25 protein-coding genes and 2 tRNA genes are annotated in these 25,298 nt (G+C 53.9%); 6 read left to right on the top strand and 21 right to left on the bottom strand.

All coding sequences use genetic code 11. From position 1 onward, the window contains the following. Window positions 1–9 precede the first annotated feature (9 nt). The 5 genes from H575_RS02690 to H575_RS02670 all read right to left on the bottom strand — a co-directional run bounded on the left by H575_RS02690 (window position 10) and on the right by H575_RS02670 (window position 4,855). Window positions 10–1,740, bottom strand: a complete 1,731-nt coding sequence (locus H575_RS02690) for a DUF2070 family protein (protein WP_042697491.1) — start codon at window positions 1,738–1,740, stop codon at window positions 10–12. Between the two features lies 1 nt (window position 1,741). After that, window positions 1,742–2,398 (bottom strand): diphthine--ammonia ligase, encoded by a 657-nt coding sequence (locus H575_RS02685; protein WP_042697488.1) that lies wholly within the window; start codon window positions 2,396–2,398, stop codon window positions 1,742–1,744. A gap of 1 nt (window position 2,399) precedes the next feature. After that, window positions 2,400–3,290: a PfkB family carbohydrate kinase gene (locus H575_RS02680; RefSeq protein WP_042697485.1), complete on the bottom strand. Its 891-nt coding sequence runs from the start codon at window positions 3,288–3,290 to the stop codon at window positions 2,400–2,402. Further along, the gene (locus H575_RS02675) at window positions 3,280–3,639 is read right to left on the bottom strand and encodes a DUF555 domain-containing protein (protein ID WP_042697482.1); all 360 of its coding nucleotides are present in this window, start codon (window positions 3,637–3,639) and stop codon (window positions 3,280–3,282) included. Before H575_RS02675 ends, H575_RS02680 begins: the two co-directional genes overlap by 11 nt. A gap of 292 nt (window positions 3,640–3,931) precedes the next feature. After that, window positions 3,932–4,855, bottom strand: coding sequence for an SDR family oxidoreductase (locus H575_RS02670; RefSeq protein ID WP_042697478.1), 924 nt, complete (start codon window positions 4,853–4,855; stop codon window positions 3,932–3,934). A 202-nt stretch (window positions 4,856–5,057) separates the two neighbouring features. On the opposite strand from H575_RS02670, the gene H575_RS02660 reads away from it, so the two are divergent. Both H575_RS02660 and H575_RS02655 read left to right on the top strand, forming a co-directional pair. Further along, window positions 5,058–5,843, top strand: a complete 786-nt coding sequence (locus H575_RS02660) for a hypothetical protein (RefSeq protein ID WP_042697472.1) — start codon at window positions 5,058–5,060, stop codon at window positions 5,841–5,843. Window positions 5,844–5,897: 54 nt separating this feature from the next. Then, the gene (locus H575_RS02655) at window positions 5,898–6,788 is read left to right on the top strand and encodes a hypothetical protein (RefSeq protein WP_042697469.1); all 891 of its coding nucleotides are present in this window, start codon (window positions 5,898–5,900) and stop codon (window positions 6,786–6,788) included. A 443-nt stretch (window positions 6,789–7,231) separates the two neighbouring features. Here H575_RS02655 and H575_RS02650 read toward each other — a convergent pair whose 3' ends face one another. Together H575_RS02650 and H575_RS02645 are read right to left on the bottom strand one after the other, a co-directional pair. Then, window positions 7,232–8,158: a DNA polymerase subunit beta gene (locus H575_RS02650; RefSeq protein ID WP_042697466.1), complete on the bottom strand. Its 927-nt coding sequence runs from the start codon at window positions 8,156–8,158 to the stop codon at window positions 7,232–7,234. 5 nt (window positions 8,159–8,163) lie between these two features. Beyond that, window positions 8,164–8,247: transfer RNA gene (locus H575_RS02645), tRNA-Leu, on the bottom strand. Between the two features lie 94 nt (window positions 8,248–8,341). On the opposite strand from H575_RS02645, the gene H575_RS02640 reads away from it, so the two are divergent. Continuing rightward, window positions 8,342–8,414 (top strand) — tRNA-Gln (locus H575_RS02640). 45 nt (window positions 8,415–8,459) lie between these two features. On the opposite strand, the gene H575_RS02635 is transcribed toward H575_RS02640, so the two are convergent. The 10 genes from H575_RS02635 to H575_RS02590 form a co-directional block, all read right to left on the bottom strand. Further along, a complete protein-coding gene (locus H575_RS02635; protein WP_042697464.1) occupies window positions 8,460–9,263 on the bottom strand; it encodes a hypothetical protein in 804 nt (267 codons plus the stop codon). Between the two features lie 46 nt (window positions 9,264–9,309). Beyond that, entirely contained in the window at window positions 9,310–10,950 is a 1,641-nt protein-coding gene (locus H575_RS02630; protein WP_042697461.1) for an ATP-dependent DNA ligase, read from the bottom strand. A gap of 5 nt (window positions 10,951–10,955) precedes the next feature. Then, entirely contained in the window at window positions 10,956–11,798 is an 843-nt protein-coding gene (locus H575_RS02625) for an MBL fold metallo-hydrolase (protein ID WP_042697460.1), read from the bottom strand. 102 nt (window positions 11,799–11,900) lie between these two features. After that, complete coding sequence (locus tag H575_RS02620) at window positions 11,901–13,358, bottom strand: alanine/glycine:cation symporter family protein (RefSeq protein WP_052319926.1); 1,458 nt, start codon at window positions 13,356–13,358, stop codon at window positions 11,901–11,903. A gap of 123 nt (window positions 13,359–13,481) precedes the next feature. After that, entirely contained in the window at window positions 13,482–13,799 is a 318-nt protein-coding gene (locus H575_RS02615) for a hypothetical protein (protein ID WP_042697459.1), read from the bottom strand. A 53-nt stretch (window positions 13,800–13,852) separates the two neighbouring features. Further along, the gene (locus H575_RS02610) at window positions 13,853–15,025 is read right to left on the bottom strand and encodes a redox-regulated ATPase YchF (protein ID WP_042697457.1); all 1,173 of its coding nucleotides are present in this window, start codon (window positions 15,023–15,025) and stop codon (window positions 13,853–13,855) included. 202 nt (window positions 15,026–15,227) lie between these two features. Next, window positions 15,228–17,711 (bottom strand): CDC48 family AAA ATPase, encoded by a 2,484-nt coding sequence (locus H575_RS02605; RefSeq protein WP_042697455.1) that lies wholly within the window; start codon window positions 17,709–17,711, stop codon window positions 15,228–15,230. A 111-nt stretch (window positions 17,712–17,822) separates the two neighbouring features. Then, a complete protein-coding gene (locus H575_RS02600) occupies window positions 17,823–18,083 on the bottom strand; it encodes an elongation factor 1-beta (RefSeq protein ID WP_042697452.1) in 261 nt (86 codons plus the stop codon). 7 nt (window positions 18,084–18,090) lie between these two features. Next, window positions 18,091–18,252, bottom strand: coding sequence for a zinc finger domain-containing protein (locus H575_RS02595; RefSeq protein ID WP_042697446.1), 162 nt, complete (start codon window positions 18,250–18,252; stop codon window positions 18,091–18,093). Between the two features lie 35 nt (window positions 18,253–18,287). Next, window positions 18,288–18,800, bottom strand: coding sequence for an amino acid kinase family protein (locus H575_RS02590; protein ID WP_042697444.1), 513 nt, complete (start codon window positions 18,798–18,800; stop codon window positions 18,288–18,290). Window positions 18,801–18,837: 37 nt separating this feature from the next. Between H575_RS02590 and H575_RS02585 the strand changes: the two genes are divergently transcribed. Next, the gene (locus H575_RS02585) at window positions 18,838–20,490 is read left to right on the top strand and encodes a phospholipase D-like domain-containing protein (protein ID WP_042697442.1); all 1,653 of its coding nucleotides are present in this window, start codon (window positions 18,838–18,840) and stop codon (window positions 20,488–20,490) included. Between the two features lie 6 nt (window positions 20,491–20,496). On the opposite strand, the gene H575_RS02580 is transcribed toward H575_RS02585, so the two are convergent. Continuing rightward, window positions 20,497–20,898: a hypothetical protein gene (locus H575_RS02580; RefSeq protein WP_042697440.1), complete on the bottom strand. Its 402-nt coding sequence runs from the start codon at window positions 20,896–20,898 to the stop codon at window positions 20,497–20,499. 33 nt (window positions 20,899–20,931) lie between these two features. Next, a complete protein-coding gene (locus H575_RS02575; protein ID WP_143745011.1) occupies window positions 20,932–21,318 on the bottom strand; it encodes a hypothetical protein in 387 nt (128 codons plus the stop codon). Window positions 21,319–21,499: 181 nt separating this feature from the next. Between H575_RS02575 and H575_RS02570 the strand changes: the two genes are divergently transcribed. After that, window positions 21,500–21,724 (top strand): winged helix-turn-helix domain-containing protein, encoded by a 225-nt coding sequence (locus H575_RS02570; protein ID WP_245241148.1) that lies wholly within the window; start codon window positions 21,500–21,502, stop codon window positions 21,722–21,724. 70 nt (window positions 21,725–21,794) lie between these two features. Further along, window positions 21,795–21,929 carry a hypothetical protein gene (locus H575_RS09615; RefSeq protein ID WP_281166565.1) on the top strand — a complete coding sequence of 45 codons (135 nt, stop codon included), beginning with the start codon at window positions 21,795–21,797 and terminating at the stop codon, window positions 21,927–21,929. A gap of 58 nt (window positions 21,930–21,987) precedes the next feature. On the opposite strand, the gene H575_RS02565 is transcribed toward H575_RS09615, so the two are convergent. Continuing rightward, window positions 21,988–23,571 (bottom strand): TIGR03768 family metallophosphoesterase, encoded by a 1,584-nt coding sequence (locus H575_RS02565; protein WP_211213853.1) that lies wholly within the window; start codon window positions 23,569–23,571, stop codon window positions 21,988–21,990. 63 nt (window positions 23,572–23,634) lie between these two features. Next, window positions 23,635–25,257: a putative manganese-dependent inorganic diphosphatase gene (locus tag H575_RS02560; RefSeq protein ID WP_042697431.1), complete on the bottom strand. Its 1,623-nt coding sequence runs from the start codon at window positions 25,255–25,257 to the stop codon at window positions 23,635–23,637. Between the last annotated feature and the right edge of the window lie 41 nt (window positions 25,258–25,298).

The raw sequence follows: 25,298 nt of genomic DNA, 5'->3' as shown, positions 1-25,298 counted from the left end.
AGGATTTTTTTACAGCACGATCATGCAGACGACCATGATCAGCAGAAATGCCGTCGTCAGCAGAAGTGTTGCCAGAGGAAGAAGATTCGTAACGATCGCATTCACGGTCGAAGTCAGCTGCACGATCCGGGACGGACCAAACACCTCCACCTCTTCGCAGATACCGGTTGCTGCCCCTCCTGACGCCGGAGAAAGATCTTCGACCGCTTTTAACACCGCTTCTGACACGTAGGGGATGAACTCGCCCGGTGACACCGCATCGCCGATCGGATTCCTGCCTGAGACCGAGTTCACGACATGCGAATCGGTCGTCAGGATCTCGACCTCATCCAGACCGAGCCCGAGAACAGCGCTGCGCAGGATCTCTCTGACCCCCAGATGAACATTATTGCCGTCAAACAGGATGTATGCCGTTTTTATCCCATCGACATCAGTGACCATCGCAATGATCCCCATATCGGCAAATCCCTCGCTCCGTTCAAACGGCGGGATGACCTGCGCCGCTCCAACCGAGAACGGATGCATCTTTACATCCAGCATCAGATTCATCGCCTCATCCGCTCCGGCGATAAACTCATTGCCGGTTTTGGTCGAAGGATAGATGATGTTGGTGACCGAGGTCATACAGTTATGGGCATCCACGAACCCGACGTTTTCGTATCTGCCTTTGCTTTCACCCATTACGATCCTGCCGATCGAGTAGTCCATATCCTCCGTCATCTCAGGCGACCGGGTCGTGACCATCAGAAGCGAGTTGCCAAACCTCTGGGAAAGGATAGACACCGTACCGTGCTTCGTTCTGACTGGACGGCTCGCCATATCCGTATAAACGACCGAGTCGCGGGTGGTTTGTATCGCTTTCGCGATCGTTTTCGTCTCACGGTTGGAGATGAGGTTCAGATCATGACTGGCGCAGCCGTGGGAAACAAGAAGGATCGCGTCAGCTGCAAACGTATCATGCAGGACCTTGGGAAAGTTGCTGCCGCCGATCTCTGCCATCGGACCTGGGTGAAGATTCGGGATCACGAACCAGACATCCGGTTTGCCGGAACGTTTGAAGAAGAATGTCGTCTCGGGGACCGAGACATACTCGCTGATGTGATGGAAATACTCCTCGAGATCGTTGGATCCGTTCGTCAGATGAGCAAGAAACGCGTTGACGAAATGCATCGCTCCGACCCCGCTGGTCCGTTTCATCGGCAGATCGAACAGCAGTAAAAATACGATGACCCCTACCGAGAACACGATTATTGAAACAACGGCCGGAATAACGAATTCAGGGCCGAAGAACCAGACCCCGACGACCGCTCCGGCAAATGTCTGGATAGCGGCAGGCGCATACATCCTTCCAAACCGGTAGTCGGCGACTGCAGCGAGAACCACGAGCCTGATCGCCAGAATGAAACCCACGCCGAATACGTAGGCAAATCCCGCTCCAAGGAAGATGCCGGTGAACATCCAAAGCAGCATGAACACTTCGCCTGCAAGCGCCAGCAGACCCGATCTGTTCCAGGTGAACTCCTGGCGTGCGGTCGCGCTGACGAAGGGTTTTGTAAGGATCAGCGCAGCGACGGCGGGTATCGAGAAGGCAAATCCGATCCCCCGCATCTCGCCGGAGGCGAGGAAGACGACCCCGTCGACGGCAAAGCCGAGCAGAATGATCGCTGCCAAAGAAGCCTGCCATTTCGGCGCGTCGAAGAGATACTTCGTTAATGATTCGGTTTTTACTTCGCGTTTCATGTTACCAGAACCTTTCGATAAAGACTTCGCCGCGGAGTCCTTCATACGCGGATTTCATCTCCGAGCAGTTGAGCGGCGCTGAAAAGCATGGAGCGTTCAGCACGAGCGATTCATACTCCCCGCCCTCTCCGGCGATATGGATCCGCCGGCTTTTCCGGACGGAGAGCAGGACGTCGATGAGGGCGTCATCGATCTTTTTGCCCAGAACGTTTTCTCCCAGCCCGTCTGCTGCGCAGACAACAATCACTGCATCCATCCGGGAGGCGACCTCACGCATGAGAGCGAGGGGATCCATCTTCCAGAGCGGAGCATACATTTTGAGGCCGAGCCGTTCACAGACGGCGGCGACGCGGGACCGCTGATACTCGGACTCTATTGCCCCGACGATGACGCCTTCCACATCAAGGGCCGCGAGTCCGATTTCCATATCAGCGACCTCCTGTTCCTTCTCGCCGGCGGAGGCGATCTCCACATAAACGGCTCCGCATCGCTTTGCGATCACCGGCACGGCGGCAAGATTTGCCGAGTGGAACATGTATGATTCGGTGTTTTTCGGAATGACGGTAACGAGATGGGATACATGCATGCCTGCGTCGATCGCTTTCTGCATGGCAAGGATCGAGTCCTTGCCTCCGGAGGTGAGTGCGGCCCAGCTCATCCTAGCTCTCCAGCCGGCCGAATGCGGACCGATAGCGTTCTGCCATCGTCTCCCAGTCCGGCAGGTTGGTCTGGGTCCCGGTCTTTTCGACCGCGAACGAGGCGGCGGTCGTACCAACTTTTGCACAGGTGACGGGGTCGAGACCTTTTTTCCAGGCGGTGAAAAAGCCTGCCCGATATGCATCCCCTGCGCCGGTGGGATCCTTTGCTTCGACGTTGAAGGCAGGTATCTGTTCGGCGCGGCCGTCGAAGAAGAGGCTGCTGCCTGATTTTCCATGCGTGATGATGGTGAAAGGCACCGAATCAAGAATATCTTTTTCGCTCCAGCCGAGGGTGTTTTTGATTATTTCCATCTCATAGTTGTTGCAGATGAGGATATCAATCTCGCCAAGAAGGGACGTGAGATCGTCTGCGGTATAATATTTGACGTCCTGACCCGGATCGAGCGAGGCGAACTTTGCCTGTCTGGCGATGCTGATATTGAATGCGGCGTCGCCGGTCGCCATGTGGATGAAGTCGCGGGCAGGCGCAGCGGCGCGGGAGAAGGCTTCGCCTGCGCCCCACTCGAAGTAGGTTATCTGTTCACCGGCGGCGTTGTTCACCATGAAGGCGGTCGAGCAGTTTTTGTCGCTGATAAAAAGTGTGGTGGCAACGCCGAGTTCATCGAGATATTTTTCGTATTCGCTGCCGGGATAGTCCTGTCCGACCGCACAGATGAGTTCGGCCTCTCCGCCGAGTCGGGCGATGCCGGCGGCGATGTTTGCCGCGCCGCCGCCGAAGTAGATCTTGCGTTCAAATACGCGTCTTGATTCGCCGACCGGGGGGTATTCGTCAACGGTGATGATATAGTCTATGCAGAGATGCCCTGAGACGGAGACGGTGTTACTCTTCAACGGCGTCACCTTCGATCGGTTCCACAGCATAGGTGGAGAGGGAGATGTCCCGAAGGGCTTTGCCTATGACGGATTTGGCGATGTGCTCTGCATGTTCGGGGTTTTCAGCTTTGAATACCTTCATTGAGAGAAGAAGGCCGACCAGACCGGTCCGTGCGATCACGAGCGCGGTGTTGATCTCTTTTCCGCAGTACGGACAGGGGGTGTTCATTACATCGACGTCGACGAATTTTGCCGACGGGTGCAGGCGTTTGCCTGCTTCACTTACTGCTATTCCTATGGCATCCTGGACCGATTCTACGTCTTTGACCGTCCACCCTGCCTCCAGCGTCACTCGATAATCCGACATTTTCAACTCGTTTAGTTCTGTATACGTTGTCGTTGTGAGATAATGGTATTTGCGGGTCGGGTACGTAAGGACCCGACCTCAGCTGAGCAAGTTAGAGCGTAAGCGAGAACTTGCGACCTTGCGGGTCGGGTACGTAAGGACCCGACCTCAGCTGAGGCGGGGACCTTTAGGTCCCTTAGCCGAGCAAGTCGTCAGACTTGCGATCAAGGCTTTGCATTGCGGGCAAACAGAGGGCTTGCGTGTTTCACCGCCTGTGCCTTTCATCACGGAAGCTTCCGTTTCCCTCTTCTGCTCAGAGGATATCTCTGAAGTATCCCACCGTCTCTTTGATCCCGTCTTCGATCGAGTACTTCGGAGCATAGCCGAGCTCCTGTTTCGCTTTCGTTATATCGGCGACCGAGTATCTGATGTCGCCGGGTCTTGGCGCTTCATAGATTATATCGCAGCTGATCCCCGCCGCACGCATGATCATTGCTGCAAGATCATTTAAGGAGGTCTGGATACCGGTGCCGATGTTGAATGTGCCGCATGCAGCTGAGTTCATCGCCAGAATATTTGCATAAACGACATCTTTCACAAAAACGAAGTCGCGGGTCTGGTTCCCGTCGCCATAAATGACCGGGTTTTTGCCCCCGACGATTTTTTCGGTGAACTTCGGGATGACCGCCGCATACTCGGCGTTCGGATCCTGCCGCGGGCCAAAGACATTGAAGTAGCGAAGAGCTGTCGTCCCGACGCCGAAGAGGTCGGCAAAGTTTCTGCAGTACATCTCGCCTGCGATCTTTGAGACCGCATAAGGCGAGAGCGGCTCAGGAAGCATGTCCTCTCGTTTCGGAAACACCGGGTTGTCGCCGTATGCCGCGGCTGAGGCAGAAAGGACGACTTTTCGAATGCCGTGTTCTTTTGCGGCGGAAAGGATATTAAGTGTCCCTGTAGCATTGACTTCGTGAACGAGGAGCGGATCTTCGATGGATTTCTGCACGCTTGCTACCGCTGCAAGATGGAAGATCCCTTCGAAGGCATGGGTTTTGCAGATCTCGCTGAGCAGGGGACGGTCGGTGACCGAGCCTTTGATGAACTCGGCGCCGGACTGGATATTTCTGACGTTCCCGGCCGACATGTCGTCGAGGAGCGTGACGTCATGGTTTTGCCGGATGAGTTCTTCTGCTATATGGGATGCGATGAAGCCTGCGCCGCCGGTGATGAGATACTGCATGGGATAATGGTCTCCGTATGATGTTTTATGGTGCGGGGGTGATATCAGCATTCCTATTCGGACCGAAGACGACACTGCACAACGTTGATGAAAGCCGGGTACAAATCGAAAAGAAAAAAAAACCACATCCCGCAAACACCCGGTTCCTGCATAAACCCTATGAAGAAAAGTATTACATCTCAGATTCTCATCTAATACTGTAATGCGTACATGCAGCTTTCCTGTAAAATCACTCGGCTCGGTCCTGCCAGCAGCTCCCGATGCTTCGTTACTATCAGCCTGGATCATCTCCAGGTATGGTCAGGAAACCGATCTTATCACCTGGAACATTGAAACAACTCTCAAAGATCAGCTGCCCGCAGTGGAATATCCGGCGGCCGGCGGCGAGTATTATGCCGCCAGACTTCTGGATGCATTCACAAACGTCCGCGAAGGAGCGATCTTTCGCGAGTTCGATGTGGACCAAAAAGCAGTGCGGGCCGACAGCGATCTGGTCAATGGTCTGAGAAAACACTGCTGGTGGAGTATGCCTGCTCCCTCAGGACTGGATGTGAGGGATGAATACTTCGGCGATACAGAGGAGTGTGCCGCATCGCTTTTAGAAGCATTCGCATCGGTCTGCCGTCTGATGCGGGATGCGGGAATCGCCGGCCATATCCTGACAACGAACACCCCGAACGAAGAAGAACTGACGGAGTTTACCGGAAAGAAATATTTGTGGGCAGTCCCGGATACTTTTCTGGAGATGGCGCTCGAGTATCAGCGCGACATTGTTATCTCACGGGAAAATACGGCGCAGCTGCCTGATCTTCTGGACTCATACGATATCCGCAGGGTCTATGTCTGCGACCCCGATGCCGAATCGCTAACGACGGTGCTCGGCTCGTTCGATCCGGAGTATGTCTTCGTCTGCGGCGTCGGGCCAAAGGAGGATCGCCGATCCTACTGGGAACATCTGGCTGAGATCACCGTCAAACGGGACCCCTGATCCTTTCGCAAACGAAACATACACATTAGATCCCGTCCAATATTTTTATACTATATGTCTGCGCATGAACCGTATCGTGTCGAAGTTCGTCTGAAAAACGGGCTGAAGAGATATTATCTGGTGCGTGAGGTCAACACCGATGCAAGAAAGTTTGCAGCGACGCACCTGATCAAGTCGGGGGCGAAGCCGACCAAAGCTGAGATCACGCGGTGTATCTCTATGTTTGGTTTCGATCTGGAGATGAAGTGTCTCATAAAGGTCACGAAGTTTCGTGCAGAAAAGTTTTCATTCGAACGATACGCAGACGAGGATGAGTATTTTGAGCTGGAACGGCACAGATATCTGCATGCCCGCCGGCCGGTGAAGGATCCTGAAAAGGAGACTGCGGCACATATTGCCGCACTGGCGCGTTTTGCCGGGGTGGAGATAACGCCGGCAGAGACTGCGCGCATGTTTTCATCCGGGGAAATACCGCGCGGAAAACGGCTGTTTGAAGTGAATGTTCTGCAGAATCTGAGAACTGCATATCTGCAGCGGGAAACAAAGGAGCGGCTGGGCATGCGTATGGTGCTTCGTCTGCAGGATGTTTTGCACACGAATAGCGAAACCGGAACTGGATCGTTGGCGGCAGGAGATGAACTGAAGAAAATGATCGCGGGTTTTCATCAGAGGATCAGGGAAAAGTCCCACCCGTTTGAGCAGTGCTTTCTTTTTTATGAAGCGTTTTCTGCGTTGTTTCCGGATGAGGCTCTTCTTTCGGCCGAGCTTTTTTTCAGGATGGCGGCCATCTATGGATATGTTGTGACGCCGGGGACCTGGGAAGAGATGATCGCGGCGGTCAGAAGTGAGAATGCGGATATGGAGCTTGCCCTCCGGCGGTCGTTTGAGGAGATGACGAAGAGTAAAGTCGGCGTCAGGCAAAAGCAGCTGGACTTTTTCGGGTGACAGAGACAGCGGTCACTTCTGCCATATTTTGACCAATTATAACCTAACTTTGACATTTGGCAATTTCCCCGCCATGTAGCGCCCTCGCACCTATAGATTTTGACAGGTACCTCTCATCCACCTATCCAACCTGAATTTTAGCCCGAGTATCGCCGTATTCAGGGCATTAAAATTGGAAAACAGACATCTGCGAACCCACTGTCTGGTAGTGTGCGGACTTTCCGGACTCCACGTCCCTCTGCATTTTCCAAAATCGCGTAAACATCATAAATCCAACCAAGAATAACTCCCTAAATCAAAAAAGAAGACCGGGAATTGTTTAAGCAGGGCCAGAAAAGATCTGTTTCTCACGTAAAAGACTTGAGCAGGTTTTTCACGAGATCATCGGAGATCACATACCTACGTTTTTTTTGGCTGAGGGAAACCCCGCCTAACCCGAATACTTACCGGTCGAGTAACGTTCTCGACACGATGTACTCGCCATGCGCTTCGCGGGTCGTTCCGACGATCAGCCAGGTCTGATCCACGTGCTCTTCGACGACGCCTTTTGCTTCCAGTGTCTCTCCCGTAAAACACTGACCGCAGTACGTGTGCGTAAAAGAAAGGACCATGTCGATCTCTTCGTGATCAACTTTGTAGATCCCGGGCGAATCGAAGGCAAGACTTGCGTCGGTGACTTTCGCTTCGATCGTCATCACGCCCGTCTTTTCGCCAAGCGTGATCGGCGGGACCGAGTGGAGATTGTCGTATCCACGCGAGTAGAGCAGATCGAAGTAGGTCCCTTCGAACTCTCCGCGGTTGAACTTCCGGCTCTCATGCAGAACGAACTCGTCGAAGCTGATGTCGGGAACGCGTTTTCGATACACCTTTTGCCACATCTCTTCGCTCATCGCAGGGATCTTTCCTGCCTTCACCGCGGCCATCAACTGTTCGCGGGCCAGAAACCAGGCCGAGCCGTAGACGACCATATCGATGTCGGATGCAGAATTTTCAAGACCAGCTAGAAGGGACCCCGTGCATCCGTAGCTCATCGGAGGCAGATCGAAGTGGGAAAACAGCCGGGCTACTCTGGGGTTTCCCGCCGCGATGCCTGCCGCCTCTTCCTCGGGCTTTAACACGCGGACGATGTCGGAAAGCGGGACACGGTGGACCAGATCAAGGTATTCGGGTCTGTGTTCTTTCACCCAGGCGAACGCATCGGCAAAATCATATTTCCTGTATCTGGTTCCCGAAGGAGCCATTCGGTCTCCGTCAGGTGTCGGGACATAGCGGAGCACGCACTCGGCGCGGGAATCATTTTCATACCCGGAAACGGCGTACAGACAGCCGTCTTTGGTCATAACAAAATCACGTAAACGAATAGGTTTCATAAAAATGCGAGGGAAGGGATTCGAACCCATGAACTACTGAAGACCAGATCTTAAGTCTGGCGCCGTTGGCCTGGCTTGGCTACCCTCGCCTACCCTAATACATTGATGCTTCTACATAAAAAAGAGAGCGGAAATACATCAGTAGTTTGATGTAGATGTCCTGCGAAAATATAGGGGAGATAAACTCCTGTAGTGTAGTGGTCAATCATTCCGGCCTTTGGAGCCGGAGACGGTGGTTCGAGTCCGCCCAGGAGTATCTGAAATGTATTTTTTCTCGGAGAATCTTTTCTCCGCTGCGTTTTTAGCTCGCCGCCGGAACTGACGTCAGGACGACACGCCAGTCTGTCTCGCCAAAGGAGAGGGTATCCCATACTGCTGTTTTTTCAACAACGTCTGTACCTATATCGGCAGTATACACGTATTTCGTTTCGCCGGAGGGATTTGCTGCGACGAGCTCTGCCATTTCCCGGATCATCACATAATCCGGGTCGGTCAGGAGATCGACGCCGGCTTCCGAAACATCAGCATCGAACACTTGGACGCCGTTCATCTGCATGACCCAGAGGTTGTACCCTTTTTCAAAGACTTTCTGCTCTTCCGGGCCAAAGAGACGATACGGATCGAAACTCAGACTGATATACCCGGCATACTCCTCTGAGATCTTGATCGGGACCGAAAGAAGATATGCTTCCATGCCGTTTTCCAGAACCATATATTCGGAGACATACACATCCGTTCCGGCAAAGATCTCTTTGTTCGGCGGATAGCTGCTCAGGTTCTGACCAAGTGCACTTATGATATTATTTGGATAGACCGCACGCACGATCCCGTTCTCATCGGCGATCAGCAGATCATGGGTCAGTGTTGTTCTCTGATAGAGCGTTGCCAGAGCCTGCCTGCCGTTTTCAGGTGTCGGGTCGGCGGCATAGAACTCCGCCGCGGATCGTGCCTCGTCCGCAGTCGTAGCGAGGGTTTCGTGCAGCGATGAGATCACATCTGCCAGAACATCCGTCTGGGAAACCGTCTGTTCAACACATCCTGCCGAAAAACAGGACAGAAGAATGAGAGATGTCATCGCCAGCAGCACCAGGATTTTCATATTCATACTACTATCTCCCGAAAGAAAAAACCTCTGAATAGCGACAAAGGCCTTACTCTTCCTTGTTTTGGAGAGAATACCTGCGTGTCAAGCTCTCCAGCGTCTCGATCTCATACACATCCTTGTCGTCCCGCAGTCTGACAAAACGCGGGAACCGAAGCGCATATCCTGCCGCATAGTTCGTGCTCCTCTGGAGTTCGGCATACCCGACCTCGAAGACGACGTCAGGTTCGAACGAGACCGTCTTTCCTTTTTCTGCAATGATCTTTTCCTTGAACAGATCATACAGGGTCGAAAGCATCGAGTCATCGATGCCGGTCGCCACCCGGGAGATCTCCAGGAGATCCCCATTCTCATCCTGACATGCGAGAAGGAACGAGCCGAACATCTTCGCACGTTTTCCTTCGCCCCACTCGGCGCCGGTAACTACCAGATCGATCGTATCGACCTCGGGCTTGATCTTGATCCAGAGCTTGCCCCGGTTTCCCGGCAGATACGGCGAGTCAAGCACTTTGAGCATGATGCCTTCGTTTCCGTTGTCGAGCGATGTGTGATAGTATGCTTCGATCTCGTCAACGGAATCACTGACGAGCTGAGGAGCGACATACGCGTTCATCACCGACTCGAGGATCTGCCGACGGCGGAGGAACGGCTGATCGATCAGGGTCTCTCCGTCGGCCGCGAGGATATCGAATACCCAGGGGAGAAGGGTGATCGCTTCCTGAGCATCCCCGACATCATGCTTCCTGCGGATCCTTCTTAGGATCGTCTGGAAAGGCATGGGTTTTCCATTCATGATTGCGATCACTTCGCCGTCGATGATGACGTCATGGTCGGTCGCTTTATCCAGCATCCCGACAACATCGGGAAGAGAAGCCGTCATCTCTTCCAGACGCCGGGAGTAGATCGCGCATTTTCCTCCGGATTTGTGGAACTGGAACCGGCTGCCGTCGTATTTATTTTCAGCCGCAAGTTTGCCGTGGGTTTCCACCATCGAGGTGATGGAACCCTGCTGGGCAAGCATCATCTTCACCGGCCGAAAAGCCGTGATATGGACCTCGGTAAGCTGAGATGGATCGGATTTCGCGAGGGACGCCACTTCTCCCAGATCATTCAGTGCCTGGTGGGCATGTTCGATCACATCTGCCGGGATGCCGAATGCTTTCGAGACCGCATCCTTAACGACCCCTTCCCCGACCCCGATCCGCATCTCTTCGAGCATGAGTCTCGCAAGATATCTTCCTTCGAGCGGTGTCGCGTTCGAGAGGAGATACTGGGCGGATCTGAGCCGTTCCTGCTGGGATCTTCTGCCGGAGGATTTTGCCATCAGCAGAAAACGCTCGTTCACGTCTAAAAGATCCAGCTCTTCCGAGAAGAACATCGTCTGTTCACGTTTTTCGAGAAGGCTCTCGACAACTTTTCCAACATCACCTGCATTGTTTATTGCCGAGACCACATAATCCCGTTTTTTGCCGATAACATAGGCGAGGGCATCGTACAGAAGGTTCGGACCAAATCCGAGTTTTTCGGATGACCAGTCGGGAAACAGTTTCCCGCGCATGAATCTGACGAAGACGGGGAGCTCCTCTTCCGTGAGGCCAGGGAACTTCTCAGCCAGAATATCTGCTGTAGCAAGACGCGAGGAAGTTTCCTCGATGGTATTACATATCTCTGCAAACTCGATAAACTGCATAGTATTTACACCTGAAACGTTACGAGCCGGCGTTCCCGGTATTCTGCAAGCTGGTCACTGACAAATATTTTCGTTCCGCTTTCACCCACAGCGGTCAGGGCCGTCTCGCGGGCGATGTTTGGACGATTGTAATTTTCCGATAGATGCGCGAGGGCGATGATCCCGACATCCTTCGAGAGCTCGGCGATGCATGCTGATGAATCCTCGTTCGAGAGATGGCCGTCGTTTTGGATCCGGTCTTTGAGATATCGGGGATACACCCGAAGGACGCAGTTGTTCCCCTGACAGTTCGCCCCGCACGACCGGCAGGTTTCGCATTCGGGGAACCGGTCCGATTTCATTGCTTCTGAGCAGTAGTTACTCTCCAGCACGACGGCATCACAGGCGGAAAGGATCGTTTTCATCGTATCCGAGACCTCGTGGGTGTCAAGACATATGCCGATCCGGGCATCGCCGTCGTCGATGACAAATCCGGTCGGCTCGGCCGCATCATGGTATGCCCGAAACGTGGTGATCTTCAGACCGCCGGCTTCGACCGGGATGTGTTCATGACAGACGGTCCGCTTTGCAGAGGCCGAAATGATATTTTCCCGCTCAAGGGCGTTCAGTGTCCCGCCTGAAGCAAAAACCGGAACACGCGCAGCTTTCACAAAAGCTTTCGCAGACCTGACATGATCCGAGTGTTCGTGGGTAACACAAAGCCCGCGGAGATTATCGGTATTCAGGTGCAGACTCTGCAGTGTCCGCATAAGATATCCAAGGCCGGCGTCAATTACGATCGAATCAGATTCATTGCCTATATAGATGCAGTTTCCTTTACTGCCGCTTGCAAGAAGGACACAATCCATTGCTACAGTATTGGATCTACTAAGAGAAAAAGACCCAAGGATTTTCTGAGAGAGGGCAGGAAAAAAAAGCGGATGAAAAAGTAAAAGAAAAATCCCAAAGGATTATTTCTTCTCTTCGTCTTCGCCGGACCAGCAGGTAACACCTGTTGAATCGCTGAGACAGGAGGCGTTGAAGACAGGTTCTTCGACGCCGTCAGCTTTCTGGTCAAGGTAGTCTTTGAGTGCTTCAAAGGCGTGTTTGCCGAGGATGAGTAAGACACCCATGTTGAAGATACCCATGAATGCCTGGAAGGTATCTGCAAGGTCCCAGGCAAGGCCCATGGACATCATGGATGCGATGAAGACCATGATAACGATCGCAACACGGAGAACAACAACCGCTTCTTTTCTTTCGGTGATGAACTTGGTGTTGGTTTCACTCATCGAGTAGTAGCTGATGAGACTGCTGAATGCAAAGATCAGCATGAAGACGGCAATGACATAAGGACCTGCTGCTCCAAGGAAGGTAGCGCTCATCGCTTCCTGAACAAGAACCGCTCCGGAGACCGGGATGCCGGCATATCCGGGGTAGGCGACGTTTGTGTAGATGATGACAACAAAGGCGGTTGCGGAACAAACGACGAGTGTATCGATCAGGACACCGACAGACTGCATAAGTCCCTGCTTTACGGGGTGCTTGACATCTGCGGACGAGGAGACGTTCGGGATAGAACCGATACCGGCTTCGTTCGAGAAGACACCACGCTTCAGACCCCACATGATGGCTGCTCCGATTCCTCCGCCGACGAATGCCTGAACACCGAATGCGTAGGAGAAGATGGTCTGGATGACCAGAGAGACCTGGGTGAAGTTGACGAGGACGATGGCAAGACAGAGCAGGAGCCAGATGATGGCCATTGCCGGAACCATCCAAGTCGAAACTTTTGCAACGCGTTTGATACCGCCGAAGACAACGAGAGCTGCAAGGACAGTGATGATGACCGCAAAGACGATCTGTTCAGTGCCGAATGCGTTGGCAAAGGCGATGGTCGCCGTGTTTGCCTGGACACCGATGAACATCAGACCATAGGTGAAGATGATCAGAAGAGCGATAAAAGCGGCGAACTTTGGTTTGCCAAGACCGTTTCTGATATAGAATGCCGGACCGCCGTGGAACTGGCCGTCTGCTTTCTTTTCTTTGTAGATCTGACCGACGGTCGTTTCAACGAAACTGGTTGCTGCGCCGATGAGGGCGAAGATCCACATCCAGAATACTGCTCCGGGACCTCCCATGACGATTGCCACGGCAACACCGGCGATATTTCCGACACCGATCCTCGCACCCATGCTGACGCAGAAGGCCTGGAACGATGAGATGGTCTGTTTGCCTTTCTGCGCGCGGATGCCGGTAAAGGCGACTCTGCATGCTTCGCCCAGATTGTTGATCTGAACGCCTTTCGTTCTGATGGTAAAGTAGAGACCGATACCGATCAGAAATACGAATGCAAGATACCATGCATACGTATTGACTTCGCCGTTGACTGTTGAAACAGCGTCGTTGATTGCCTCAAAAACACTCATGAGTTAAATCGTTTCTCTATAATGGATGATTAACCCGTATGGTTTGTCTGTCGGAAAGACCGCTCGAAAAAATAGTATTTATCCTCGTTCATCCGGTAAAAATCAGCCTGGATGCAGGATAGATCAGAGTGAATCGAGGGATACGCCGCCGAAGTCGTCAGCTTTCTGTGGGGACGTGATGCCGAACGCGGACTGACCTGCCCAGGACTCGAGGGAATTCGCTGCCTCGACCATGTAGTCAAGGATGTCGATAGAGAGTTCGCGTTTGGTTTTGCTGACCTGCATCTGCTCGACGAGGAAGCGAAGCCTCTCGGGAGACTCCATTCTGAGTTTTGCAAGCGAGATCACGCACATGTATATTCGGGTCAGATTCCGGTCGGTGCCGGTGATGGTGTCGAAGAACGCCCGGAGGATCTGTGCCTGATACACTTCGCTTCCCATAAGTAATCTACATTGGTGAGTTATGCATTATATAGATTTGCCAAAAAAGGAGATTATTTTGCCGCACTCACGATCCGGATGATATCGCCGGTTTTAAGTTCCGTCGTATCTTTGATCCGCATCTTTGTGCGGGCGTCGACCGCATACAAAAATCCCTTCCCGATATCCGTGTGGACACGAAACGCCATCTCCTTCGGCGTCGAGCCGACCGGCATCAGAAACGCATCAGGCAGCACCTGGCCTTTGGCATTGCAGAACTTGTTCTCATCCTCGACCGGATAGACAACGATCATCCCTATCTCATCGAATACGATCCGGTTCAGGATCGTCTGGACCCCGGTGCCCCCGTACTTCTTCATCGTCTCGGCGATCTTCGTCAGAGCTTTTATCTGGGGAGCTGAGAGTTTTGCTCCTTCCGCCGGCGCGAAGGTCGCGTCACCCGGAAGATACTTCAGAAGCTTTGCCTGTGAAGCGGTCTTGAGAGCAAGTTCTCCCGCAGCGATCGTCGGAACAGCGCCAAGAGCCTGTAGTGCACCGATGTTTTCATCCGATGCGAGATCGGCTTTGTTTGCGGCGATGATCATCGGCTTTGAGACGCGGAGCAGCACCTCGCACAGCTTTTCGATGTCTTCGGGCGTTGCTTTGGCAAGATTGATGCCGCATTCGTCAACAGCTTCTCTGATTTGGATCGCATCGATCCGCAGACCCGCGAGCGCTTCGCCCAGCAGATCGATCAGGACCTGTTCTTTTCCCTGCGCCTGTCTGACGAGTTTGGCGCGGTGTTTCTCGACGATCCCTGCCATCCACATCGCAAACTCATAGCGCAGGAACTCGACGTCCTCGATCGGATCGCGGGCGCCAAGGTCGACGGGATTTCCTTCGGCATCGGTGCTTCCCGATGCATCCACGACCTGGATGATCGCATCGGCCTCGCGGAGCGTGTCTAAAAACTGGTTTCCAAGCCCGCGGCCAAGGTGCGCATCAGGCACAAGTCCGGCGACATCGATCAGTTCGATCGGAATGAACCGGTTTCCGTCAACACATTCAGTGCATCCTTCGATGCCGAGCTCCCTGCACGGGCACGTTGTCCGGACGTACGCAACGCCTTTGTTCGGGTTCACCGTAGTGAACGGATAATTCGCGATATCGACATTTGCAAGCGTCAGCGATTTATAAAACGTTGATTTGCCGCAGTTTGGTTTTCCGGCGAGAGCGATCTGTAACATTCTGTTTCTTTCCTTATATAGAGGGTATCTCTGACCTATAATTAGGGCAGGCTAACTCTTATGTGTTGTGTAGAGACCTTCCGGCCAGGGTCGTCAATGAAAAGGGACAGCAAAGCGCGAAAAAAATTGGGGCGTGATGGAGGCGCAGGCAGAAGAAAAAGAGCAGAGTGTACAGCCCCTCCTTTCCTAAAACCGCTGTGCTTCACTGATACTCGATCAGATTCTGCGCTTCTTTGGGCAGGCCGCCTTTAAACTTCTGCGAAACGGCAGTGTAATACTCACGCACGCGTTCATTCATCGTCGGGTGGACCCTCTTTCGCGCCTCATCAAAATCGGCCGCCGTCACGACGGATGCCTGCTGTCTGAGAGCCTGCATCGCCGCCTCGCGGCAGAGCCCTTCCAGATCTGACCCTACATAACCAGCCGTTTCACGGGCAAGTGACGCGATACGTTCTGATTTTACCGGATCCTTCAGTGTTATGCCCGCCTTGCAAAGAGCTGCCGAAAGCCGTCTTCTGGCTTCGAAAAGCGGAAGGACCGTTCCGGCCCCGTACTTTTCGGCGGCTGTTTTCAGCTGACGGACCGTCACCGTTTTTCCGGAAAGTTTCTGCGCCAGCGCTGCAAGCGAATCCTCGTCAAGACCTGCCGTAGCTTTCACCGCCTCATCAAACACCGAACCTTCTATTGGCATATTCTGCATATGCAAGGCCAGGATCTCGCGGCGGTCTGCCTCATCAGGCTCGGATATATACACCAGCCGGTCAAACCTTCCGCTCCGGAGAAGCGCAGGATCGATGATATCCGGACGGTTCGAAGCCGCAAGCACCATCACATCATTCAGCTCCTCGATCCCGTCCATCTCGGTGAGGATCTGATTCAGCACATTCTCGGTCGCCCGGTTCCCGTCTGAAGCGCCGCGCGCCGGTGTGAGAGAATCCAGCTCATCAAAAAAGATGATCGACGGCGCCACCTGCCGCGCCTTCTTAAAGATATCTCGGACGGCTTTCTCCGACTCGCCGACCCATTTCGACAAAAGCTCCGGCCCCTTCACCGCCAGAAAATTGGCTCCGCTCTCATAAGCTACTGCCTTGGCGATCATCGTTTTCCCGGTCCCGGGCGGACCGTACAGAAGAACGCCCTTCGGCGGACGGATACCAAGTTCAGCAAACACCTCCTTTCTGGTCAGCGGAAACTCCACCGACTCGCGCACATCGCGAACAGCCTCTCTGCTTCCGCCGATATCGGCCCAGGAAACATCAGCCGTCTCAAGAGCGATCTCCCGCATAGCTGACGGCGCCACCTCTCTGGAAGCCGCGATGAAATCTGCCGTCGTCACCTCGAGTTTTCGCAGGACTTCGTCAGAAATCGTCTCATTATCGAGATCCGAAACATCCACCTGCCGCCGAAGCGCCCGGATCGCGGCTTCGCGTACCAATGCTGCGAGATCGGCCCCGACAAATCCTTTCGCCTGCGCCGCAAGTGTCTGCAGGAGTTTATCCCGGGAAAGCTCATATGCCGCAAGAGCTTTTTCAAGAGCCGCCTGTGTCGGATCACGACTGCGCAGCTCCTTCAGCTTTGCCATCCCTTCGAAAGGCATATCCTTTGTGTGGATCTGCAAAATTTCCATCCGGTCCGCCTCGGCGGGCACCCCGATCTCGATCTCGCGGTCGAACCTCCCGGGTCTTCTGAGCGCAGGATCGATCGCATCAGGCCGGTTCGTTGCCCCGATCACGATCACCTGCCCGCGGTCCGTGATCCCGTCCATCATCGTCAAAAGCTGCGCGACCACACGCCGCTCGACCTCGCCGTTGACATCCTCCCGCTTGGGTGCGATCGAATCCAGTTCATCGATGAAGATGATCGACGGAGCGTTGTCTTCCGCATCTTCAAAGATCTCGCGAAGTTTCTGCTCCGACTCGCCATAATACTTCGAGATGATCTCCGGGCCTGCGATCGAGATGAAATGCGCCCCGCTCTCGCTTGCCACGGCCTTGGCGATCAGCGTCTTTCCGGTCCCGGGCGGCCCGTACATAAGGACACCTTTCGGCGGCTCTATACCCAGCGTCTCAAACAGCTCGGGGTGGCGGATCGGCAGTTCGATCATCTCACGCACGCGTCTCAGTTCGCCTTTCAGCCCGCCGATATCCTCATAGGTTATCGGCTTCGTCCCGTCAAAAACATCATCATCGTCAAAGATGAGCTCGGTATTTTTCGTCAGGATGCAGGCATTCTCCGGCTCAAGTGTCGTGACCTTGAACTCCAGGGGCGGATGGCCGGGATGGAACGTCTTTACCGGCACGATATCATCCAGTGCGACCGGGAAGTTGATGAGGGATACAAGATATTCATCCTCTTCGTCCGGGAAAGAGTCCGCAAGCTCTGTTGGCGCCACCAGCGTGACCGAGGTCGCGGGGATCTCCTCAACGATTTTCTCCACAGTGACCCGGTCTCCCGGACTGACGCCTGCATTCGCCCGCGTATATTTATCGATTCTGATCTTATCCTGATTCCAGTCGCTTTCAAATGAACGCCAGACCTTCGCGACAGTGGGTGTTTTTCCGGTTATCCTGACCAGATCGCCCGGACTGACATCCAGCGCCTGCATCGCCGCCGGGTCGAGCCGTGCCTTGCCGTTCCCCTGATCCTCCGGGTAGGCACTGTCCACTTTAAGTGTGATTTCCGCCATGGTAGATGTATATACGATGGGGGCCGTTAATAATTTTCCACAGTGAGCTAAGCGTGCCGAAAATGCATACAGCAGATCGGATCCTTACGCGGAAAAGAAAAAAAAAGATATTTAGAGCAACCGGTTCAGAGACTCGATCTCTGCACGGTCGATGCCCGGGATCTGGGAGAAGAGAGCCTCGATCTTGTCGCCTGCTCCCTCATCATCCTCGGTGATCATTGCAATCTTGATTGCAGACAGACCAAATCCGATCGGTTCGACTTTCATATCTTCGATACCTGTTACGGCGGCTCTGATATCTGCCTGAAGTTTTTCGAGATCTACTTCCGGGGACTCCGGCATGATCTTCATAATAACGACGACTTCACCCATTGAAGACTCAGAGCCCCTGGAATCCGCACTTCGGGCAGGTGTATTTTACACTCTGTTTTCTGCAGCGTGCACAGCGGTAGATGACCTCTCCGCAGTCCGGGCATTTAAACTCGGTTGCGCCGCGCTCTGCGAGCGGGGCGTTGCATGATGTACATTTTATAGTTGCCATACGATCAAACTCCTTAGTTAATTAGCGTCCGATTATTATAAACGTGTGGCTTCAAACCAGCTTCGGACACTGCCGGGAACACGCCCGTTCAGGATCTCGGCAGAGACCCCGTATTCTGCAATGAGAGAGCCAAAAACCGGATCCAGGAGATCCTCGCCTGAGTCTGCCGATTTTATGACCAGAAGACGCGAGCCGGTAAGGCCCGCGATCCATGCCGCGATCGAGTCGGAGGTGACGTCCCAGGTGTGGGGAAGAGGATCCGCTTTTTCCAGCAGGCGCTTTGGCAGAAGGATCGACGGCTCCTTTGGGATCGTCAGTTCCCGGGTGACGGGGTAGCCGAACGTCGAGAGAAATCTGCCGAAGATTTCCATGGCATCGATCGCTTTCCAGTGCGAAGTCTCGTCATCGGCGCCTTGGGCACGGACAAAATCCGCAAAGATCCCGCCACCGGGGACGATCAGAATCGGCCCGTCGGGGATCTCGGCAAGGATCTCTCCTGCTTTGTCCATAAGACTCCCGCCGAATTTGACCACCGTCCGAGCCGTCATACACTATATAGTAGAACGTAAATAAAGAAAAACCAGTATGAAAAGACTGCTCGCCCTCCTATTTCTTCTGGTCCTGTGCATCTCGCCCGCCTCGGGATTCGTTCTTGCGGAGTTCTGTCCGGACGGATATGCTGCAGGCGACGGGGATGAGTATCTCATCTTGGAAGGAAGCGGCAGTCTGAGCGGGTGGACGGTATTTGACGGTGAAGGGAGCCTGACATTTCCTGCCGGCGCCGTTTCAAGCGGGCAGGTGGTCGTCGCGAGAAGCGCAGAGGCTTTTTTCGCGATCCACGGGACCTTGCCTGATTATGAGATCCTGGAAAGCAGTGCGGTGAAAAATGTTCTGCAGACCGGGCGCTTTCAGATGGCAAACACCGGCGATGATCTTTCACTTCTCCATCTGGGCGAAGTCATCCAGACAGTTTCCTGGCCGGGTGAACTCAGCAGTTCAAACGGCCGCGTCCATGTTTACACGGACGGGGTCTGGGATGACCGGATCTATAAGATCGGGCAGAGCAGATTTTCACCGGAAACGTTCACTGCCGATTCGGTGACGCTGTTTGTCTCGCCTGATTCGTCCTATGAGGCGGTGAGCGGCGTGATCCGTGAAGCTTCAGAGACTCTGCTGATCTCGATGTATGAGTTCACGCACGCTGACATCGCCCGCGAGATCGCAGACGCGGCAAAGCGCGGGGTCGATGTGACGCTCCTTCTCGAAGGCGGGCCGGTCGGCGGCATCTCCGATGAAGAGAAAGGAGTGATGGATTATCTGGCCGGCCGCGGTGTTTCGATTCTGACGATCGAAAGCGAAGGCAGTATCCCGGCAAGATACCGGTATCTGCATGCAAAGTATCTGGTGGCCGACGGGTATTCAACGATAATCCTCTCGGAAAACTTCAAGCCGAGCGGGATCCCGCTCCCGGGGACGAGAGGCAACAGAGGATGGGGAGCAGTGATCCGGGATGAGGAGACGGCAGAATATTTTGCAGAGGTGTTCGCCGCCGATCTGGGAGGGATCGACATGTATCCCTATGTGCCGGGAGACGAACCTCTCCCGGCACCCTGGTCCGATGAGAAGATCGTTCCGCATTTTGCCGGTATGACGCTGTATGATGTCAGCATAACTCCGGTCATTTCCCCGGACACGAGCAGCCTTGTGTTCGATCTGATCAGATCGGCACACCGCACAGTCGACCTCCAGCAGGCTTACATCTCGCCCTATCAAGACGGGGAAAACATCTGGATGGCGGCCGTTCTTGGTGCCGCAGACCGCGGCGCTTCGGTCCGGGTGATGCTTGACGGGATGTATTATAACACCGCCGATGATGCCGACAATGATGAACTGGCGGCCGCGCTCAACAGATACGGAGGGGATGTCTCCGCACGGCTCCTTCTGCCGGGCGCGCATCTGACAAAACTGCATAATAAAGGGATGATCGTTGACGGCGAGCATGTTTTGATCAGTTCGATAAACTGGAACTTCAACTCTCCAAACAACAACCGCGAGGCTGGCGTGATTATCCACAGCAGGGAAGCGGCCGGATATTATACGGCCGTCTTCTCTGCTGACTGGAACGGGGAGTATGAAAAAGATCCGGTCTCGGCAGGGCTCGGCTTCGATCTCCGGCTGCTGCTTGCCGGAGGGATCGTGATCCTTTTGATAGGCATTGTTATCCGGCGGAGACGCTGACCGGTTTTATTTGAATCCTTTCGCTTCCCGAACCTCGATCTCTTCCATCTCGTCGAGGTACGGCAGAAGCGCTTTGATATATCCCCGCGGACCGACGGCGGTTTGCATCGTTCCGGTCTCCAGGATCTCTGCCGCAAGGGGCTGTTCTTTCAGCATCTGTTCGACCTTGACTCCCGGACCCTGGATCTGCTTCATATGTTTCTGCATATTTTTCATCCAGTCTTCGATCTCCAGGACAGGGCGGAAGTCCGGATCGGCCAGACGGTACTTCTCCAGATCGGCCGTGAGATCCGAGGTCTTGGCGATTTCTGCATCCATATAGAGATATACATTGATCCGTTCGCGCCGCCGGAGGTCCATAAGCTCCAGCAGGTCGATGTTTTCGCCGGGTGCGGGAAGGTCTGTCATACCAGTCATGTTTGTCGGCAGAAAGTATTAAGATCACACCAGGATCGTGATGTCGGAGAGCCGGTTTGCGATGATCTCTTTTTTCCCGGCATAGGTTTCGATAATGCCGATGACCTTGACGCGGTCTCCTGATACGAGGAGGGGATCTTTCCCGCCGTTTGGGATAAACACATCCGTTCCCGAGATGTTTGCGATCAGATGTCCGCCGGTCCCGGTGATCTTTGTCTCCAGCACGATGCCTTCGAGACGAACGAGTGTTCCGTCGGGAAGATCGGGACGATAATCTGCGGCTCCCTGATCCGGTATGAGATGGACAGTGCCAAGATACAGGAGGGCAAGCAGCAGGATAACAAGAATGAGGATACCGGCAGCGCGGCGTTCGGGGCGGGTGAGCATGCTGATTTTTGTGTATGTATCCAAGCGTGATTAATCTTCGTCTGTGGCGCGATTCTGCCCAAAGAAGGCCGGTATGGAGGCAATTTAGTTCGAGGTGTTTCGAACAATATTGCATCAATGTCTATTTTTGTTCAAACTATAACGAACAAATGTAGAAAAGCATTATATACTTTTAAGTCAATTATGATGTATGCAGAGAACAAACATGCCCAAGTCGTGTCTCACGATCTTCCAGTTACTGGAACGCACCGGTTCTCAGACGCACAAAGATATTGTCTTAAGCACAGGACTTGCCCCGCGTACGGTCCGTTATGCGCTCAGACGTCTGAAGGAAAATGGCATGATCATCGAGAAGTTCAACTTCCGCGATGCACGCCAGGCAATTTATATGCCAAAGATGACTGCGGCGGCAACTCACGCCTCAGCCTGATAATTCACAGATCCACCCTCTAAATACACCTCACAAACTCACCCTTTTTCTTTTTCAAGTTGTTTTACTGATGCAGGCAGTTGCTTTGCACCGTATGTTTCCTCTGTATGCGGATTATTGCGAAGCAGACGGAACAAAGCATATGACCGGCGGGACCCGGGCAGGGAAACTGACGTACACAAAAACACAAAAAAAAGAGTACTGAAAAAATGAGAATGGATGCATGACAAAGATCCGCCGCAGACCTCGTCAAAGCCCGCTTCTCACTTCACCCGGACAAGCAGTTCCGCATTCTCGATCGCGACATCAGTATTTCCTACCATCTGTGCCGCCGCGATCGAATAGGACCGTGACTTCTCCGCTAACGTGTCTCCTTCCACATCCACATCCACGCACACCGTCTTGATCCCCACAAGCTCATCCGAATACCGAATGATCTCGAACGTTCTGAACTCCTGCGGGAAATCCCTCAGCGATGCCGTCTCCACGACCCAGAATCCATACTCAGGGTGAGCCGGATCCGGCGACGGGACCGCCGCGATCGTATTTCTGTGATTGTGTCCTGCGACCCACATCAGCAGATTCGGATACTTCTGCAGCTCCGTGATCAGGTCGTTCTCGGAGACTTCCGAGTTCAGACTCCATCCCGAGGGTGAACCCACTGCCGTCGTCGCGATCGGGATATGTGCCCCGATGATCATCAGCACACCCTCCTCCTGTCCCTTCTCCAGCTCCGCCTTCAGCCAGGCGAACCGCTCCTCATCCAGAGAACCGCGGCCGTGTGCCCAGATATCGCCGATCGTTGAACCTTCGACCGTCGTATCATCCAGCATAATGATCCGGACCCCCTCCACCGGGTCGAACGAATAGCAGGCGAAATCGTCCGCGATCATCTCTTCCGTATATCCGTGACCGAACGGAAGCGAACTCGAGTTCAAAAACTCCTGCATGAACCCGATCCGGCTTCCATTCTCCGCGATCGCATGACGGTTTGCATCCGCAACCACCTTTGGCGCAGACGCAAATTCTGAAGCCTTGCCAATACCTATAATGGCGCCGTTCGGATCCGATCCGTTAAAGACACCCATATAATAGCCGGTAAGCGAAGGATCTCCGGTCACCGTTACGTCGAGCCGCATATTCGCGACCGTATCCCCGCGATACATCCTGCTGATGTTTTCATCCACCGCGAACACGCCCGTAAAGAACTGATCGTGATTCCCGATCGTCTGATACCAGGGAACATCCAGACCCTCTGCCGTAAACGTCTTCTGATAATCGAGATTCTCCTTCCCGGCATTTCCTCCCGAGGTCGGATCGATCGTTTTTCCGTCAAGAACATCAATGAACCAGCGCAGTTCATTATACTGATTATTGTTCGCCGCATCGCCAAGGGACAGAACAAGATCCAGCTTATTCTCTTTGTTTATGTTATTGATCGTCTTCACTGCCGCATTCAGCACCTGGGTCGAGTACATCGAGACCGGTGAGTATGCCGAAGGGAAGGGGCTGAGATAGCCCAGAGCGATCACCTGGACCGGTGACTCATCATCCGTGATGTGGATATCCGAGATCGCGGCAAACGAAAGAAGCTGTGTTCCCTCACCCGACAGAGTCGCTCCGCCTGCGATATCATCTCTCACGGTGACCGGCACGCCCGCACCGTCTGTCCACTGACCAAACCCGTTGTAATGGTAGATGCTGAGATTTGCCGGAGTGATGGTCAGGTTCTCTCCCGGACTGACCGGGACAACGGTGCGTTCGGTTGTGTTGAATGATCCTGTCGGACTCACACAGCCGCTGGAAAATACCAGCAGCACAGCGAATAGTACGATTAGTACTGCCAAAATGCGTGACATATATCCTGTTTATAGGTATCTGAAGGATAAAAAAGAACCAGATAAAAAAAATTAAAATGTGGAATCCAGTCTTCTGCCGATGTGGGGCACGAAGTCCTTCTTTCTGGACACGACGCCCGGAAGATGCATGGGTTTTCTCTCCCAGTGCATCGCAAGCATCGTCGCGTCATCCGCTGCCGCAAACAGATCCGATCCCATCTCCGAGACACTCGTATATAATGCAAGATAAATGTCCGGGGCATGCGGCTGTCGGAGCTTTGCCTCCAGTGCCGCAAAGATCGCCTCCTCATTGGTCTTCGCATATGCATACGACGGGACAAGGACCTGACAGATGATCACCCGTTTGCCCGAGAGATTATACTCCTTTGTGTCCCGCTCGAGAAGCTCGTCCTGCGAGACCCCGGAAAGGGACATCCCTTCCGCGATAAGTTCGTTCGCGTAGGCGATCGGATCGACGCCGGCGATCTCGGACAGGAACAGGACGGCGTCCTCGTCCTGCTTTGTCGTCGTCGACATCTTCAGACCGAGCGTGTCGGAAAGGATCCCTGAGAGGAGGATCCCTGCCACTTCCTTTTTGGGTTTGATCCCCGCTTCCATGAACCGTCTCGTAACGATCGTCGAGGTCGAGCCGACCGGTTCCATATCGAAACGGATCGGGCGAAGGGTCGCCATCGCTCCAAGCCTGTGGTGATCGATGATCTCGATGATGTCTGCGGTTTCGATCCCCTCGACAGCCTGACTGTACTCGTTGTGATCGACGAGGATCACCGACTTCGCCACATCCTCCATCAGCGAGTTCCGGGAGATCGTGCCGAGCAGTTTGCCATTCTCGTCCACGACACAGGCCGTCCGGTACTTCGAGTTCGAAACGATCTGTTTGACATACTCCATCGTATCGGCGATCCGGACGGTCGGAACGTCCTTCGTCATGATCGTCTCGGCGGGCAGTGTCAAGTGGATCATCTTCGCGACCCCGAACGCGTCGACCTCGGTCGAGATGACCGTCACGCCCTTCTCCGAGGCTGACGCGAGCAGCCGCTGGCCGACCGGGGCGGAATCCGCAATGATCAGTGCCGCGATCCCGGCGGAGACCAAAGCGAGCTGGGTCGGTTCGTCGTCTCCTACGATCGCGATATCCTTTTTCGTGATGCGGGAGAGGATCACATGCAGGGCATCGATCGAGATATACACGGCTCCTTCAAGCACAGTATGATTTTTGACCCGCACTGTCCCATGCAGGATCCGTGCGAGCGTATCGACGCTCACCGGCGAGACGGCGAGGGTCTCCATTTTGGTATTGGATACATATGCCCGCGCAAGACCGTGTTCACTCACGAGCCCGATCAGGTTCCCGTTTGGATCCGTGATCGGGAGATTCCGCAGATCCTTCGTATCCATCAGTTCGATGACATCGATCGTCGGCGTTTCGGCATATGCGCTTTCCGGGTGAGTAAAAGGAATGTCGGCAACAGACGGTTCAACGCTCAGGACAAGGGCCGGCCCTTCGACATCGAACTTGGCGAGAGCGTACTTCGACTCGGCGTTCAGGTCTCCGCAGCGTGCAGCGATATAGGTGTCCTTCCCGTCTCTGTTCAGAAATGCGGCATACCCGATAGCACTGCATATACTGTCTGTATCCGGATGACGATGACCCAGGACATATATTGACTTCAACTCAGACTCTCCTGACGATACATATGCGTATAGTTTGGCGG

This window comes from Methanocorpusculum bavaricum DSM 4179 (genome assembly GCF_000430905.1).
GTDB classification, from domain to species: domain Archaea; phylum Halobacteriota; class Methanomicrobia; order Methanomicrobiales; family Methanocorpusculaceae; genus Methanocorpusculum; species Methanocorpusculum parvum.
The sequence above is the reverse complement of the archived record's forward strand: the minus strand, read 5'-3'. Positions and strand labels throughout refer to the sequence as shown.

Excerpts from the sequence above, each read along its gene's own strand:
- H575_RS02580 (WP_042697440.1), bottom strand. The coding sequence starts at position 20,898 with ATGACAGACCTTCCCGCACCCGGCGAAAACATCGACCTGCTGGAGCTT.
- H575_RS02660 (WP_042697472.1), top strand. The coding sequence starts at position 5,058 with ATGCGTACATGCAGCTTTCCTGTAAAATCACTCGGCTCGGTCCTGCCA.
- H575_RS02670 (WP_042697478.1), bottom strand. The coding sequence starts at position 4,855 with ATGCAGTATCTCATCACCGGCGGCGCAGGCTTCATCGCATCCCATATA.
- H575_RS02685 (WP_042697488.1), bottom strand. The coding sequence starts at position 2,398 with ATGAGCTGGGCCGCACTCACCTCCGGAGGCAAGGACTCGATCCTTGCC.
- H575_RS02655 (WP_042697469.1), top strand. The coding sequence starts at position 5,898 with ATGTCTGCGCATGAACCGTATCGTGTCGAAGTTCGTCTGAAAAACGGG.
- H575_RS02610 (WP_042697457.1), bottom strand. The coding sequence starts at position 15,025 with ATGTTACAGATCGCTCTCGCCGGAAAACCAAACTGCGGCAAATCAACG.
- H575_RS02585 (WP_042697442.1), top strand. The coding sequence starts at position 18,838 with ATGAAAAGACTGCTCGCCCTCCTATTTCTTCTGGTCCTGTGCATCTCG.
- H575_RS02650 (WP_042697466.1), bottom strand. The coding sequence starts at position 8,158 with ATGAAACCTATTCGTTTACGTGATTTTGTTATGACCAAAGACGGCTGT.
- H575_RS09615 (WP_281166565.1), top strand. The coding sequence starts at position 21,795 with ATGCAGGCAGTTGCTTTGCACCGTATGTTTCCTCTGTATGCGGATTAT.
- H575_RS02615 (WP_042697459.1), bottom strand. The coding sequence starts at position 13,799 with ATGGGAAGCGAAGTGTATCAGGCACAGATCCTCCGGGCGTTCTTCGAC.
- H575_RS02605 (WP_042697455.1), bottom strand. The coding sequence starts at position 17,711 with ATGGCGGAAATCACACTTAAAGTGGACAGTGCCTACCCGGAGGATCAG.
- H575_RS02625 (WP_042697460.1), bottom strand. The coding sequence starts at position 11,798 with ATGGATTGTGTCCTTCTTGCAAGCGGCAGTAAAGGAAACTGCATCTAT.
- H575_RS02690 (WP_042697491.1), bottom strand. The coding sequence starts at position 1,740 with ATGAAACGCGAAGTAAAAACCGAATCATTAACGAAGTATCTCTTCGAC.
- H575_RS02635 (WP_042697464.1), bottom strand. The coding sequence starts at position 9,263 with ATGAATATGAAAATCCTGGTGCTGCTGGCGATGACATCTCTCATTCTT.
- H575_RS02675 (WP_042697482.1), bottom strand. The coding sequence starts at position 3,639 with ATGTCGGATTATCGAGTGACGCTGGAGGCAGGGTGGACGGTCAAAGAC.
- H575_RS02590 (WP_042697444.1), bottom strand. The coding sequence starts at position 18,800 with ATGACGGCTCGGACGGTGGTCAAATTCGGCGGGAGTCTTATGGACAAA.
- H575_RS02595 (WP_042697446.1), bottom strand. The coding sequence starts at position 18,252 with ATGGCAACTATAAAATGTACATCATGCAACGCCCCGCTCGCAGAGCGC.
- H575_RS02630 (WP_042697461.1), bottom strand. The coding sequence starts at position 10,950 with ATGCAGTTTATCGAGTTTGCAGAGATATGTAATACCATCGAGGAAACT.
- H575_RS02600 (WP_042697452.1), bottom strand. The coding sequence starts at position 18,083 with ATGGGTGAAGTCGTCGTTATTATGAAGATCATGCCGGAGTCCCCGGAA.
- H575_RS02570 (WP_245241148.1), top strand. The coding sequence starts at position 21,500 with ATGCCCAAGTCGTGTCTCACGATCTTCCAGTTACTGGAACGCACCGGT.
- H575_RS02620 (WP_052319926.1), bottom strand. The coding sequence starts at position 13,358 with ATGAGTGTTTTTGAGGCAATCAACGACGCTGTTTCAACAGTCAACGGC.